This is a genomic window from Pseudomonas purpurea (assembly GCF_039908635.1).
Lineage (GTDB): Bacteria > Pseudomonadota > Gammaproteobacteria > Pseudomonadales > Pseudomonadaceae > Aquipseudomonas > Aquipseudomonas purpurea.
This window is the reverse complement of the sequence record NZ_CP150918.1, coordinates 4,300,318-4,313,486: the sequence shown is the minus strand read 5'-3', so window position 1 is coordinate 4,313,486 and position 13,169 is coordinate 4,300,318. Positions and strand designations below refer to the sequence as shown.

Sequence of the window (13,169 nt, the reverse complement as noted above, 5' to 3'; positions counted from 1 at the left end):
GCTAGGTACTCTCGCGAACCTTCAGCTCGAAACCCATGTCCTGTACCGGTTGGGCGACCTTATTGCCGGCCAGCAAGGTCAGCATCTGCTCGGCAGCGCGGCGGCCGATGGCTTCTCGCGGGGTGCTGATGCTGCTCAGGCGCGGCACCATGTGAGCCGAGGCGGGCAGGTCGTTGAAACCGAGGATAGCCACTTGTTCGGGGATCTTGATCCCGCAGCGCATCGCTTCAAGCAGCGCGCCCTGGGCGAGGTCGTCGTTGCCGAAGAAAATCGCGTCGACCTGCGGATGGCTGGCCATCATTTGCAGAAACAACTCGCCACCCAGGCCGACGGAGGAGGGGCGCGGGGTCAGCAGTTCAAGGTCGGGGTCGTACAGGTCGGCCTGTTGCAGTGCCCGGCGATAGCCTTCGCCGCGCAGCAACGTGCGTTGGTCCAGTTGTGCACCAATGTAGGCCAGGTGCCGCCGCCCTCGTGAGAGCAGATGCCGGGCGGCCGTTTCACCGGCGCTCAGTTGGGAGAAACCGACGCAGTTCACCCCGGCGCCAGCGTCCAGTTCCATCATGTACACGCAGGGAATGTTACTGGTCTCGATCATGCGTCGAGCGCTTTCCGTGCGGTCAAAACCGGTCAGCAGCAGGCCGCGAGGCTGATAGGCCATGTAGTTGCGCAGCAGGTTTTCTTCTTCATCGCGCGAATAGTGGAAGTTGCCGATCAGCACTTCGAAGCCTTTTGGCCGCAGCACCTGATGAATAGCTTCCAGGGTTTCGATGAACAACAGGTTGGACAGCGACGGCACCAGCACGACCACCGAGTGGCTTTGGGCCGAGGCCAGGGCGCGGGCGGCCGGGTTGACCACATAGTTCAGCTCCAGCGCGGCTTTCTGGACTTTCTCCACCAGTTCGGTGGCGACCGTGCTGATACCGCGCAACGCTCGGGAGGCGGTGATCGGGCTGACACCGGCCAGGCGTGCTACTTCATTAAGGGTAGGGCGGCCAGTGGTACGGGTATTTTTATCGTTTTTAGAGGAGGTCATCGGGCGGCTTGCCAAACAAAAATCAAGGCACTAAGGTAGCGCTGTCTCGGCGCAGCTGCAAATGCGTGAGCAGGGCGTGCCTGATCCCTGCTTTTTGGTGTTGAGAAAGAACCCGTTCCAACCCATAAAAATGACAAGAAGGCGTCGGCAATTTCTGCTTTTGCACTAGAGTTTCAAGGAGCAAAGGTAGCGCTGTCTGCGTGCTGAGGTGTTTCATGAGTCAACCCATCACCGCCCTGGTCATCATGGGCGTGGCCGGATGCGGCAAGTCCAGCGTCAGCGAGGCCCTGTGCCTGCTCAGCGGCGCGACGGCCATTGAAGGCGACACGTTTCACCCCGCCGCCAATATCGAAAAGATGAGTGCCGGCATTCCCCTGGATGACAACGACCGCGCCGGCTGGCTCGACAGCCTGTGCGATGAATTGCGCCGTGTCGATGCGACGGGCCAGCGCCCGGTGCTGACGTGTTCTGCACTTAAACGCAGCTACCGCGAACGCCTGCGCAGTGCCTTGCCTGGCCTGGGCTTCGTGTTTCTGGAACTGACGCCAGCCGTGGCCGCCGAACGTGTGGCTCATCGTCCGGGGCATTTCATGCCGTCGACGCTGATCGACAGCCAGTTCGCGACCCTCGAATCCCCCATCGGTGAACCGCTGACCCTGGCGCTCGATGCGAGCACCCAAAGTGTCCAGCACCTTGCTGCGTTGGCCAATGCCTGGTGGCAGGAGCATGGTTTGAAATGCCCGGTTTGAAGTGTGCTTTTACAGATAGCGCTGTCCCGTTGGCAGTCAAATTAAACCCGCTTTTATAAGAACAACAAACAGGAGACACCCCATGTTTGGTTTGGCCCACGATACGTTCCTGCTGCTCGATGCAGTGGTCACCATCATCGGGTTGATCGTGCTGATCACCCGGTTCAAGTTCCACCCCTTCATTGCCCTGATTATTGCGGCCGGTTTCCTCGGGCTGACTTCGGGCATGCCGGTCGGGCAGATCATCAAGGCGTTCCAGGACGGCTTTGGCGGTGTGCTCGGCTTTGTCGGGATCATCCTGGCACTGGGCACCATGCTCGGCAAAATGATGGCCGAGTCGGGCGGGGCGGATCAGATCGCCCAGACCCTGATCCGCGCCTTCGGCAAAGAGCGCGTGCAGTGGGCGATGATGTTCGCGGCGTTCCTGGTGGGGATTCCGCTGTTCTTTGAAATCGGCTTTGTGCTGCTGATTCCGCTGGTGTTCATTGTGGCGCGCCGCACCGGTGTGTCGCTGATCAAGATCGGCATCCCGCTGCTGGCCGGTCTGTCCGCCGTGCATGGCCTGGTTCCGCCTCATCCGGGGCCGTTGCTGGCCATTGGCGTGTTCGGTGCCGACATCGGTAAAACCATCCTTTATGGCCTGATCGTTGCGCTGCCGACTGCCATTATTGCCGGCCCGCTCTACGGCACGTTCATCGCCAAGTACATCCCGGGCCATCCTAACCAGGAACTGGTGGATCAGTTGGCCCGCGAGCCGCAGTCCAACACGTTGCCGAGTTTCAGTATCACGTTGATCACCGTGCTGTTGCCGGTGTTCCTGATGTTGCTCAAGACCTTCGCCGATGTGGCGCTGCCGGAAGGGCATTTCTTCCGCATCTGGATGGACATGATCGGCCACCCGATCACCGCGCTGTTGCTGGCGTTGCTGCTGTCGCTCTACACCTTCGGGCACCGGCAGGGCATTGGCTCCAAGCAGATCCTCAAGTTGCTCGACGCCAGCCTGGCACCCACGGCGGCGATCATTCTGATCATCGGTGCTGGCGGCGGCTTCAAGCAGATGCTGGTGACCAGCGGTGTGGGTGATGTGATCGGCCACATGGCGGTGAACGCGCAGATCTCGCCGATCCTGCTGGCCTGGCTGGTGGCGGCGGTGATTCGTATCGCGACCGGTTCGGCAACCGTGGCTACCATCACCGGCGCGGGCATCGTGGTGCCGGTGGTCGGGATGATTCCGGGCGTCAATCGTGAGCTGTTGGTGCTGGCGACAGGCGCGGGTTCGTTGATTCTGTCTCACGTCAACGATGCCGGGTTCTGGCTGGTGAAGCAGTATTTCAATATGACCGTGGCCGAAACCTTCAAGACCTGGACGGCCATGGAAACCATCCTGTCCATCGTCGCGCTGGGGTTCATCCTGCTGCTGTCGCTGGTGGTCTGACGTACTGCGGATGCCCGCGCCTTGTGCGGGCATCTGGCCGATTTTCGGGCCGCAAGCGCCCGTGTTTTTGGCTTGCCAGCGACAGCGACGCAATGCGCTGATCGCCTGTAACACCTTCGTAGATGGGCTTCTCTCTCCCGCTACCGTTCGTCGCTACTGTCAACTTTGACAGGTAGGCGCAGTGTCGTGTCCGGCGTAAAAGTGGCGCATGACGTTGTGCCCACGTCATGGGTGGCTCTTGTGCGGTGATCCAGAAACTGCCCGGCTGAAGCACCTCGATGCTGGGCATTCTTCGCCACTCACTTGAACGTGCAGGGAGAGAAATCATGACCGCCAAAGAAAAGGGAATCACAAACGTGGGTCGGGAGGGCAGGGAGAGCAAACTTGTTTTTCCATCAGATCCGGGGACGAAAGTGGGTGCAGGCACGGTTAACTGGGGTGTCGGTGCGGCTGAAAAGACCTATGTCGTCAATGGGTTCTCTCCCAGTACCAAAGATGATCAGTTGTCCTGGACCCCAGGGCGGGTGACAAAGAACCTCTTCAATCAGTATGAAAAAAACGAATTCGAGTCGTTCTGCTATTACAGCGATTGGGGGATCGGTGATCCTCGCTACGGTAATGGTCCATCAGAACCTGATCCAAGTTATGCCATCGGAGGGCGCGGCACCGACATCATGAGGCTGTTTGGCAAAACGGGGACCTTTGACAAAATCGTGCTTGGTTTTGCAGCCATTGTCGGAGACCTGGGCGTCAATAAAACCGTCATCGCCAGAGCGGCACACTACTGGGACCATGAACCGGTGCCAGGCACCCCACCGACTGATGCACAGCTGGAAGCAGCAGAGAAACGCTGGATGTCCAAGGCAATGCTCACCGATCCTTGGGGGGACGTCGGGGCCTACATCAATTGTGGTTTTCCGGGTTATGTCGGCGAAAAATACAATGAGCTATTTGACCCCACCAAGGCACAAGGCACCTTGGGTGCGTTGGTTAAACTCAAAGCAGCCAACAGCGACTTGAAATTTTCCCTCAGCTTAGGTGGCTGGTCGATGAGCCATGGTTTTTACGCGGTTGTGCGTGATTCAGCCAAGCGAGCCATTCTTGTCGATTCCATTGCCGTTATCTTTCAAAAGTTTCCCATGTTCACGGGCATTGATATCGATTGGGAATACCCTGCGGTTTCCGGTAGCGAACCTGGAGAGGGTGAAACCTGGAAGCCCAATGATTACGATGACGACGACCCTGCTTACTTCGCCGTGCTGATCCGCGAGGTCAAGGCCAGGCTGCCCAGTGTAAAAATCAGCATTGCTTCCATCGCCGATCCGGTCAAATTGGCCAAGTCCAATATTCCTCTGCTGATTGAGGCGGGTGTCGAAGGCATTAACTTGATGTGCTATGACTTCTTCGGCACGCCATGGGCAACGAAACTTCAGCACCATTGCAACCTGTACCGCAGTGACCCGACTGATCTTACCGAAAACTCTGCTGATTCCGCCGTGCAGTACTTGTTGGGCCTGGGCGTGGACTCGAGAAAGATTCTCTTGGGGTATGCGGGCTACAGCCGAAATGCCCAACAGGCAAAACTGACCAGTGTTTCTCCTCTGGTAGGGACGTACACCCCACGCGCCGGGATAGTGACGGGAGGTTCATTTGAAAGTGGCGTCACTGAATGGCCAGACATGATTTACAACTACCTGGACCTGGAGACCAAGCAGCCACTTAATGGCTTCATCTTCTACACCGATGAGAAAGCGGATGCCGATTTTCTCTACAACCCGGACACAGAGCTGTTCATTTCTTTCGATACGCCTCGCACGATCAAGGCTAAAGGCGAGTACGTTAAAAAATGGAATCTGGGCGGCCTGTTCAGTTGGATGGGTGATTATGACAACGGCCTGTTGAACAACGCAGCGTGTGAGGGGGTAGGGCGCACGCTGAAAACATCGACTATTGATATGACACCGTTCTACTACAAAGGCGCAACGACGTTGCCTTAGCCCCCATCACTGGAAACGAAAATGCCCCTGTCAGCGCAACACGCTGACAGGGGCATTTCCTTGTTTCGTTCAAAAAATCGCGCTATCAGCCCGCAGCAGCATCCGCCCGGAACATCCCGCGAATCCCGCGCACTGCCTGACGAATCCGGTCCTGGTTTTCGATCAGTGCGAAGCGCACGTGGTCGTCACCGTACTCACCAAAGCCCACGCCCGGCGAGACGCATACCTTGGCGTCGGCCAGCAGTTTTTTGGCGAACTCCAGCGAGCCCATGTGCGCATAAGCCTCGGGGATCTTGGCCCAGACGTACATCGAGGCTTTTGGGTTTTCGACCATCCAGCCCAGTTCATGCAGGCCCTTGACCAGCACGTTGCGGCGTTGCCGGTATTGCTCGGCGATGTCCTTGACGCATTGCTGATCGCCTTCCAGTGCCGCGATGGCTGCGACCTGCAACGGGGTGAACGTGCCGTAGTCGTGGTAGCTCTTGATCCGCGCCAGGGCGTTGACCAGTTCCGGGTTGCCGACCATGAAACCGATCCGCCAGCCCGCCATGTTGTAGCTCTTGGACAGGGTGAAAAACTCCACCGCGATGTCCTTGGCGCCCGGCACCTGCATGATCGACGGCGCTTTCCAGCCGTCGTAGACGATGTCGGCGTAGGCCAGGTCGTGAACCACCAGCACGTCGTACTGCTTGGCGAGGGCGATCACCCGCTCGAAGAAGTCCAGCTCCACGCACTGCGCGGTCGGGTTGGACGGAAAGCCGAGGATCATCATTTTCGGCTTCGGAATAGAACCGCGAATGGCCCGTTCCAGTTCGGCGAAGAAGTCCACGCCCGGAATCAGCGGCACCGAACGCACTTGCGCGCCGGCAATCACTGCGCCGTAGATGTGGATCGGGTAGCTCGGGTTAGGCACCAGCACGGTGTCGCCCTGATCGAGGGTGGCGAGCATCAAGTGTGCCAGGCCTTCCTTCGAACCGATGGTGACAATGGCTTCGCTTTCCGGGTCGATATCGACCTCGTAACGGTCCTTGTACCAACGCGAAATGGCCCGACGCAGGCGCGGAATGCCCTTGGACGTGGAGTAACCGTGGGTGTCTTCGCGCTGGGCAACGGTGACCATTTTTTCGACGATGTGCGGTGGGGTCGGGCCGTCGGGGTTGCCCATGCTCAAGTCGATGATGTCTTCGCCACGACGACGGGCGGCCATCTTCAGCTCGGCAGTGATATTGAATACGTAAGGGGGGAGTCGATCTATGCGCGCAAAGCGGCGCGGCGAACCTTGGTCGGCCATTGTTGCCTCGAATAACGTGAGCGCCCGGAACCGTCCGAGCGACGTTGGCCACTGCGGTGGCCTGCGGCGAAAGATAAAGGCGCGGATGGCCGATTGTCCAGTAGCGGCGTTCAACTATTTTCGACGACACTCGGCGTTTCACTTCAACGATTTTGTCGCATCGCCCGCGTGCGCACGCTTTTTGCTTGAGTCGGCGCTCACTCGAACACGACCCTCAAACAGGATGAAACATGGAGTTTTCCAGCGGATTTTTGCTGAGCCTTTCACTGTGCCTGGACATTGGCGTGGCTAACATTGCGATGATTACCCTGGCCATGCAGCGCGGGTACTTTCAAGGCTTCGCATTGGGGCTTGGCACCTGCGTCGGCGATCTGGTCTACGCGGTGCTGGCGCTGGCGGGCATGACGGTGCTGTTGCAGTACTCGGCGGTGCGCTGGGTGTTGTGGGTGGGTGGCTCGGTGTTGTTGCTGTATTTCGCGGCCAGGATGATCTACTCGGCGATCCATCACAGTGCCGTGTTGGCTGAGGCCGGTGAGGTGAAGGGCGGTTCTCATCGCCGGGAGTTTTTCCGTGGGATTTTTCTGGCGATGTCGTCACCCAGTGCCATTTTGTGGTTCGCGGCGGTGGGCGGGACGCTGATCGCCCGCTCCGGTGGTGGCAGCCTGGCCAGCGCCGGGCTGTTTCTGGCAGGGTTCTTTTGCGCGGGGCTGCTGTGGTGTGTGGCGCTGTGCCTGGCGGCGACCCAGGGTGGCAAGTTGCTGGGCGACAAGCTCCTACGCTACTCTTATCTGGCATCTGCAGCGATCTTCTGCTATTTCGCGGTGTACGTGATTATTTCCGGTTATCAGGAATTTGTCGGGACGAGCGGTGTGGTTGAACTTCCCGGTCTTTGACTGGGGGAATCCGGTTTGGCTTCTATACTCCCAGCCGAACCCTCTTTACTGTCGCAGGAGTCTATTCATGGATGAGCATAAAAAGGGCGCCGTCGCCGCACCGCGCTTCGAAACCGGGCATTTTTTGCTGATCGCGGGCCTGGGCGGGCGGTTCAGTTCCGATACCACGCAAGACATTCCCAAGCTCTGGGACACATTCATTCCGCACATCGGCAAGGTGCCGGGGCAAAAAGGCGATGTGACCTACGGCATCTGCTGCAACCCGGATGGCAAGGGCGGGTTTGAGTACATCGCGGGCGTTGAAATCAGCAAGCTCGATGACCTGCCCGAACTCTATCGCTGGATCGAAGTGCAACCCCAGCACTACGCGGTCTTCACGCATAAGGGGTCGCTGGATACCCTGGCGCAAACCTTTCAGTACATCTGGAAAACCTGGCTGCCGGCATCTGGCCATGAAGCGGCCGATGCGCCGGAGTTCGAGCGTTACAGCGAGGACTTCAACCCGCAAACCGGCGATGGCGTGCTGGAAATCTGGCTGCCGCTCAAGGAACGTTGATCGGTCGCAGTGGCGGGATTGGCTTATGCTACCCGCCCTTTGACCGTCGAGATGCTCAAGCAATGATTACCCGTTGCACCCACCTCCAACAGACCGGCTGGCTGACGTTGCGTCAGGCGCTATGGTCCGACAGCCCCCCGGACCAACACCTTGGGGAAATGGCGAGCATTTTATCCAGCCCCCAACGTTACATCGCCCTGACCTTCAGTGATCAGGCCGGTCAGGTGCTGGGCTTTGCCGAAGCGTCGATTCGCAGTGAATATGTCAACGGCACGCAGACCTCTCCAGTGGGGTTCCTGGAGGGGCTGTTCGTGACGCCAGCCAGCCGCGGGCAAGGTGTCGCCCGCGCGCTGGTGGCGGGGGTGGAACAGTGGTCGCAGGCATTGGGCTGTACGGAACTGGCTTCCGATGCGGCGCTGGACAATCAAGCCAGCCATGCCATGCACCAGGCGCTGGGTTTTGCAGAAACCGAGCGGGTGGTTTATTTCCGCAAGGCTATCGACTGAGCCTCGGGCTTTTTGCCCTTGTTCAATCGTCGTGCGCGCAGCACGTCGACCGACAGGGTGATGAAGCCAAAGGCACTGATGGTGAACAACATAAGAAGGCCGATCTGAACGCTACTCATGGTGAGTTTCCCTATTCATGGAAAAAGACAGGGACACAAATAGTACGAACCGGCGGCCAATGACAGCGGCTATACGCAAGCTTTACGCGGTGGCGGATGATCGATATGCAGGCCTTATTCCTCTATGATCGTGGGCCCTTTTTACTCGTCGAACGTGCCTGCCATGAACTCATCCTCGACCGTCATTCGCCAGGTATTGCCCGCTGACCTGGACCGTTGTTTTGCCATCGAAACCCAGGCCTACGAAGGTGACGAAGCGGCGACCCGGGAAAAGATCGCCGCGCGCATCGCCACCTGGCCTCAGGGCTTTATCGTCGCCGAGGTGGACGGGGTGGTCGCCGGGTTTATCAATTCCGGTGCGGCGTTTGTGGTGGAAATGGCCGATGAAGCCTTCAAGGAGTTGATCGGTCACGACCCGCAAGGCCCGCACGTGGTCATCATGTCGGTGGTGGTGCACCCGGACTTTCAAGGGCAGGGCCTGGCCAGGCACCTGATGCAGGCGTTCATCGCCCGGATGCGCGAGCAGGGCAAGGCGAGCATCCATTTGATGTGCAAGGAGCGACATGTGCCGCTCTACGCCGGGTTTGGTTTCGTCTACCTCAAGGCTTCGGATTCCGACCACGGCGGCATGGCCTGGCATGAGATGGCACTGACACTCTGAATCAGGACAAGGGCTGCTTTGGCAGCCCTTTTTGTTGCGTGCTCAATAGAGGCTGTTCAGCGCTCTGATCGGGGCTTCCCGATCGTAGGCTTCGGCATCGAACTGGCCGTCGTTCAGGCGCTTGTGGAAGGCGCCCGCCGTTGGCAGGGCGGAGCGGTCCAGGTAGTTTTCCGGGTTCCACAAGTCCGAGCGGACGATGGCTTTGGAGCAGTGGAAATACGCCGCTTGCACGGTCACCAGAATCACCGTGCGTGCCGGTTTGCCGTTGACGGCAAAGCTCTCCAGCAGCTCGGGGTCATCGCTGATAGTGGCCGTACCGTTGACCCGCAAGGTTTCGCCGATCCCCGGAATGATGAACAGCAACCCCACCCGTGAATCGACAATAAGGTTGCGCAGGGTGTCGATGCGGTTGTTGCCGGGGCGATCCGGGATGGCCAGGGTCTGGTCGTCGATGATCCGCACGAAACCCGGCGCATCGCCCCGTGGCGACGCATCCATGCCCTCGGGGCTGACCGAACTCACAATCACCAGGGGCGAGGCTCGCACCATGGCCTGGTAGTCCTGGTTCAAAAAGGGGATTTGCTTGCGCACCGCGCGGTCGTGGGGCAGGCCGTAGATGGCTTCCAGTTGTTCAAGGGTGGTCAGCATTGTTCATCTCATCCGTTGAAGATTTGCTGTGGGTTCAGAAGGCCAGGGCCATGCGTCGCTCGTAGCCGATCCGGCCCTTGTAGGCTTCGCCGCGATCAACCCAGCCTTGCTTGAAGTACAGCCCCAATGCCGACTCGTTGTGGGCGTCCACCGACAACTCCAGCCCCTTGATCTGCGGCCAGGCCTGGCGGGCCACGTCGGGCAGGGCTTGCAGGCAGGCTTTGCCCAGGCCCTTGCCTTGCAGGCGATGGTCGACTTGCAGGGCGTGCAGGGTGGCGGTGTCTTCACTGGCCCAGTCCGGCAGGAACGGCGGGCGCTTGAGCAGCAGAAACGCGACGGGAACGTCTTCGTGAAGGAGGGCGAAGCCCTTGATGCTGTCAGTGGGCGTGCCGCCCAGTGAGTGCAGGGCGCCGTGAATGTCACCGGAAAACTGCTTTTGCTGCGGATGGATTTCGATGGCTTCGACTTGCAGGCGCTGAACGGCGTTCAGGTGTTCGTAGGGAACGAGCTGGGTAGTCACTGGCGGTGTCCATGGTCCGACAAAGGTGAGGCACGGATTCTAGCGAGTTTGGCGCGTTGGAATTTATTTTATTTGGGCTGTCGATTGGGCTTTTTGCCAGACGACTAAGGGTGTCTTCACGCTAAAACACTCGGAGTTCCATCATGAATGCGCCAACCGAAAACACTGAAATCCAGGCCCTGATCGAGACCTACCGTCAGGCGGTCATCACCAAGGATGTGGAAAAAGTCATGGGTTTGTACGCCGACAACATCGTGTCTTTCGACGCGGTCTCGGCGCTGCAATTCAAAGGCAAGGTCGCCTATCGGGCGCATTGGGAAGCCTGCATGACGATGTGCCCCGGCCCGCATGTGTTCGAGTTTCATCAGATGGACATCGTCACCGCTCAGGACATGGCCTTCGCCCATTGGCTGGCCCACTGTGGCGGCACTGACGACAAGGGTGAAACCAAGGCCTGCTGGATGCGCGTGACGGCGGGGTATCAGCGGGTGGGCGGGCAATGGCGAATCGTCCATGAGCACTGGTCGGCACCGTTCGACATGGTGAGCGGCGCCGTGCTGTTCGACCTGCACCCCTGATCGTCGGGATGTTCGCCAAACCTCCAATCTGCGGCCATAGTTGATCAGCCTGATCACGGAGACTTTCATGAAATACCTATGCCTGGTCTACAGCGACGAACACCTGCTGCACAGCTTGCCCGAGAGCCCGCATGACGCCGAGTGCATGGCCTACGCCGAGTCGGTCCAGGGCAGTGGGCGGATGCTCGCCGCCGAGGCGCTGGAGTCGGTCCAGACGGCCACCACGGTGCGCATGCGCGGCGGTAAATTGTCGATCACCGATGGCCCGTTCGCCGAAACCAAGGAGCAGTTGGCCGGCTTCTACCTGATCGATGCCAAGGACTTGAACGAGGCGATTCAGGTAGCTGGCAAGATCCCGGCGGCCCGGGTCGGCAGCGTTGAAGTGCGCCCGGTTCGCACGTTGAATCCCTGATAACCGTCATAAACAGGAGTATCGCCATGAGTCTTCCCGGAGCAGGCCGCCAGCCTGCCGAGCATGAGTTGTCCATCAGCCGTTTGATTGATGCGCCGCGCCGCAAACTGTTCCGCGCCTGGACCGAGCCTGCGCTGCTCGCCCAGTGGTGGGGACCTCACGGCATGACCACACCGGAGTGTGAAATGGACCTGTGGGTCGGCGGTCAGTTTCGCACCCTGATGCGTGCGCCGGACGGCAGCGAGTACCCGACCAGCGGCGTGTTTCTGGAGATCGTCGCGCCGCAACGGCTGGTCTTCACCGATGCGTTCACACCAGGCTGGACTCCCTCGGGCAAGCCGTTCATGACCGCCGAAGTGACGTTTGAGGAGGTCGACGGCAAGACCCTCTACACCGCCCGCGCCATGCACTGGAGTGAAGAGGACCGCCAGGCCCACGAAGCCATGGGGTTCCATGAGGGCTGGGGGCAAAGCCTGGACCGCTTGGTGACGCTGGTAACCACGGGCATGCCCGACTGATGCCGGGCGATCCGGTCAGGGCGCTGGTCGAGACGGTTTACCGCAACGAATCGCGGCGCATCCTGGCGACGTTGATTCGTTTGCTGGGCGATTTCGACCTCGCCGAAGAGGCCCTGCATGAAGCCTTCTTCGTCGCGGTCGAGCGCTGGCAGCGCGATGGCGTGCCGGATAACCCGCGTGCCTGGCTGGTGTCCACCGGGCGTTTCAAGGCCATCGACGGTTTACGCCGTCGAGCGCGATTCGCCGCTGCGCAACCGGCGTTGGTTGCGCAACTGGAGGAACTCGAAGACAACGATTGGAGCACCGACGATGTGGAGGACGACCGTTTGCGGCTGATCTTCACCTGCTGCCACCCGGCGCTGGCGGCGGACGCACAAGTGCCGTTGACGCTGCGGGAAGTCTGCGACCTGACCACCGAAGAAATCGCCCGGGCCTTTCTCTCGGCGCCAGCCACCATCGCCCAGCGTATCGTGCGCGCCAAAGCCAAGATCCGCGATGCAAAGATCCCCTATCAAGTGCCGTCCATGGGCGAATTGCCCGAGCGCCTGGACAGCGTGTTGCGGGTGATTTACCTGGTGTTCAACGAAGGCTATTCGGCGTCGGGCGGCAGTGAGTTGACCCGCGAAGACCTGACCCGCGAAGCAATCCGTCTCGGCCGCTTGCTGATGGAGTTGCTGCCGGAGCCCGAGGTGATGGGCCTGCTGGCGTTGATGCTGCTCAATGAGTCGCGTCGCCTGGCCCGGACCTCGGCAAGCGGTGAGTTGATCGTGCTCGATGAGCAGGACCGTTCACTGTGGAATGCCGAGCTGATGGCCGAAGGCTGCGGGTTGGTCGAGCGGGCGCTGAGTACCCGTGGTTTCGGCCCCTACTGCCTGCAAGCCGCGATTTCGGCGGTGCATGCCGAAGCGTCCAGCGCGCAGGAAACCGACTGGCCGCAAATCGTCGGGCTGTACGATGTCTTGTTGCGAGCGGTGCCGTCGCCGGTGATCGAACTCAACCGCGCCGCCGCCCTGGCACGGCGCGATGGGCCGTTGGCAGGGCTGCTGCTGATCGAAGGCATTCTGGCGCGGGGCGACTTGCTCGACTATCACTTGGCGCACTCGGCGCGGGCCGAATTTTGTCGACAGTTGGGGCGCACTGAAGAGGCCCGGGCGGCGTATCGGCGCGCCCTTGAACTGACCCGGCAAGCGCCGGAGCGGCGCTTCATCGAGCGGCGCTTGAGTGAGTTGGCGTAAGCGCAAGGTTGCGACCGT

General features: G+C 60.0%; 16 protein-coding genes. 11 read left to right on the top strand and 5 right to left on the bottom strand.

Features of this window, described 5'->3' with window-relative positions:
* Position 1: 1 nt before the first annotated feature.
* Complete coding sequence (locus AABM54_RS19345; protein ID WP_347901593.1) at positions 2–1,033, bottom strand: LacI family DNA-binding transcriptional regulator; 1,032 nt, start codon at positions 1,031–1,033, stop codon at positions 2–4.
* Between the two features lie 215 nt (positions 1,034–1,248).
* Between AABM54_RS19345 and AABM54_RS19340 the strand changes: the two genes are divergently transcribed.
* From AABM54_RS19340 to AABM54_RS19330, 3 genes are all read left to right on the top strand, one after another.
* Positions 1,249–1,782: a gluconokinase gene (locus AABM54_RS19340; protein WP_347901592.1), complete on the top strand. Its 534-nt coding sequence runs from the start codon at positions 1,249–1,251 to the stop codon at positions 1,780–1,782.
* Between the two features lie 82 nt (positions 1,783–1,864).
* On the top strand, positions 1,865–3,217 hold the full coding sequence (locus AABM54_RS19335) for a GntP family permease (RefSeq protein WP_347901591.1): 1,353 nt from the start codon (positions 1,865–1,867) through the stop codon (positions 3,215–3,217).
* 326 nt (positions 3,218–3,543) lie between these two features.
* Positions 3,544–5,214, top strand: coding sequence for a glycosyl hydrolase family 18 protein (locus AABM54_RS19330; protein WP_347901590.1), 1,671 nt, complete (start codon positions 3,544–3,546; stop codon positions 5,212–5,214).
* 85 nt (positions 5,215–5,299) lie between these two features.
* On the opposite strand, the gene alaC is transcribed toward AABM54_RS19330, so the two are convergent.
* Positions 5,300–6,505, bottom strand: coding sequence for an alanine transaminase (alaC, locus tag AABM54_RS19325; protein WP_347901589.1), 1,206 nt, complete (start codon positions 6,503–6,505; stop codon positions 5,300–5,302).
* Between the two features lie 230 nt (positions 6,506–6,735).
* On the opposite strand from alaC, the gene AABM54_RS19320 reads away from it, so the two are divergent.
* The 3 genes from AABM54_RS19320 to aac(6') all read left to right on the top strand — a co-directional run bounded on the left by AABM54_RS19320 (position 6,736) and on the right by aac(6') (position 8,460).
* Complete coding sequence (locus tag AABM54_RS19320; RefSeq protein WP_347901588.1) at positions 6,736–7,398, top strand: LysE family transporter; 663 nt, start codon at positions 6,736–6,738, stop codon at positions 7,396–7,398.
* Between the two features lie 67 nt (positions 7,399–7,465).
* Positions 7,466–7,954 (top strand): GyrI-like domain-containing protein, encoded by a 489-nt coding sequence (locus tag AABM54_RS19315; protein WP_347901587.1) that lies wholly within the window; start codon positions 7,466–7,468, stop codon positions 7,952–7,954.
* A gap of 62 nt (positions 7,955–8,016) precedes the next feature.
* On the top strand, positions 8,017–8,460 hold the full coding sequence (gene aac(6') / locus AABM54_RS19310) for an aminoglycoside 6'-N-acetyltransferase (RefSeq protein WP_347901585.1): 444 nt from the start codon (positions 8,017–8,019) through the stop codon (positions 8,458–8,460).
* Here aac(6') and AABM54_RS19305 read toward each other — a convergent pair.
* A complete protein-coding gene (locus AABM54_RS19305) occupies positions 8,436–8,579 on the bottom strand; it encodes a hypothetical protein (protein ID WP_347901584.1) in 144 nt (47 codons plus the stop codon). The two genes, aac(6') and AABM54_RS19305, sit on opposite strands and share 25 nt — an antisense overlap.
* Positions 8,580–8,742: 163 nt before the next feature.
* On the opposite strand from AABM54_RS19305, the gene AABM54_RS19300 reads away from it, so the two are divergent.
* The gene (locus AABM54_RS19300; RefSeq protein WP_347901583.1) at positions 8,743–9,240 is read left to right on the top strand and encodes an N-acetyltransferase; all 498 of its coding nucleotides are present in this window, start codon (positions 8,743–8,745) and stop codon (positions 9,238–9,240) included.
* A 42-nt stretch (positions 9,241–9,282) separates the two neighbouring features.
* On the opposite strand, the gene AABM54_RS19295 is transcribed toward AABM54_RS19300, so the two are convergent.
* Both AABM54_RS19295 and AABM54_RS19290 read right to left on the bottom strand, forming a co-directional pair.
* On the bottom strand, positions 9,283–9,888 hold the full coding sequence (locus AABM54_RS19295; protein ID WP_347901582.1) for a pyridoxamine 5'-phosphate oxidase family protein: 606 nt from the start codon (positions 9,886–9,888) through the stop codon (positions 9,283–9,285).
* Between the two features lie 34 nt (positions 9,889–9,922).
* Complete coding sequence (locus tag AABM54_RS19290; RefSeq protein WP_347901581.1) at positions 9,923–10,408, bottom strand: GNAT family N-acetyltransferase; 486 nt, start codon at positions 10,406–10,408, stop codon at positions 9,923–9,925.
* A gap of 143 nt (positions 10,409–10,551) precedes the next feature.
* On the opposite strand from AABM54_RS19290, the gene AABM54_RS19285 reads away from it, so the two are divergent.
* The 4 genes from AABM54_RS19285 to AABM54_RS19270 all read left to right on the top strand — a co-directional run bounded on the left by AABM54_RS19285 (position 10,552) and on the right by AABM54_RS19270 (position 13,151).
* Positions 10,552–10,986, top strand: a complete 435-nt coding sequence (locus tag AABM54_RS19285) for an SgcJ/EcaC family oxidoreductase (RefSeq protein ID WP_347901580.1) — start codon at positions 10,552–10,554, stop codon at positions 10,984–10,986.
* 67 nt (positions 10,987–11,053) lie between these two features.
* Positions 11,054–11,398, top strand: a complete 345-nt coding sequence (locus tag AABM54_RS19280) for a YciI family protein (protein ID WP_347901579.1) — start codon at positions 11,054–11,056, stop codon at positions 11,396–11,398.
* A gap of 26 nt (positions 11,399–11,424) precedes the next feature.
* Complete coding sequence (locus tag AABM54_RS19275) at positions 11,425–11,916, top strand: SRPBCC family protein (protein ID WP_347901578.1); 492 nt, start codon at positions 11,425–11,427, stop codon at positions 11,914–11,916.
* Positions 11,916–13,151, top strand: a complete 1,236-nt coding sequence (locus AABM54_RS19270) for an RNA polymerase sigma factor (protein ID WP_347901577.1) — start codon at positions 11,916–11,918, stop codon at positions 13,149–13,151. The genes AABM54_RS19275 and AABM54_RS19270 overlap by 1 nt, the downstream gene beginning before the upstream one ends.
* The last annotated feature ends 18 nt before the right edge of the window (positions 13,152–13,169 follow it).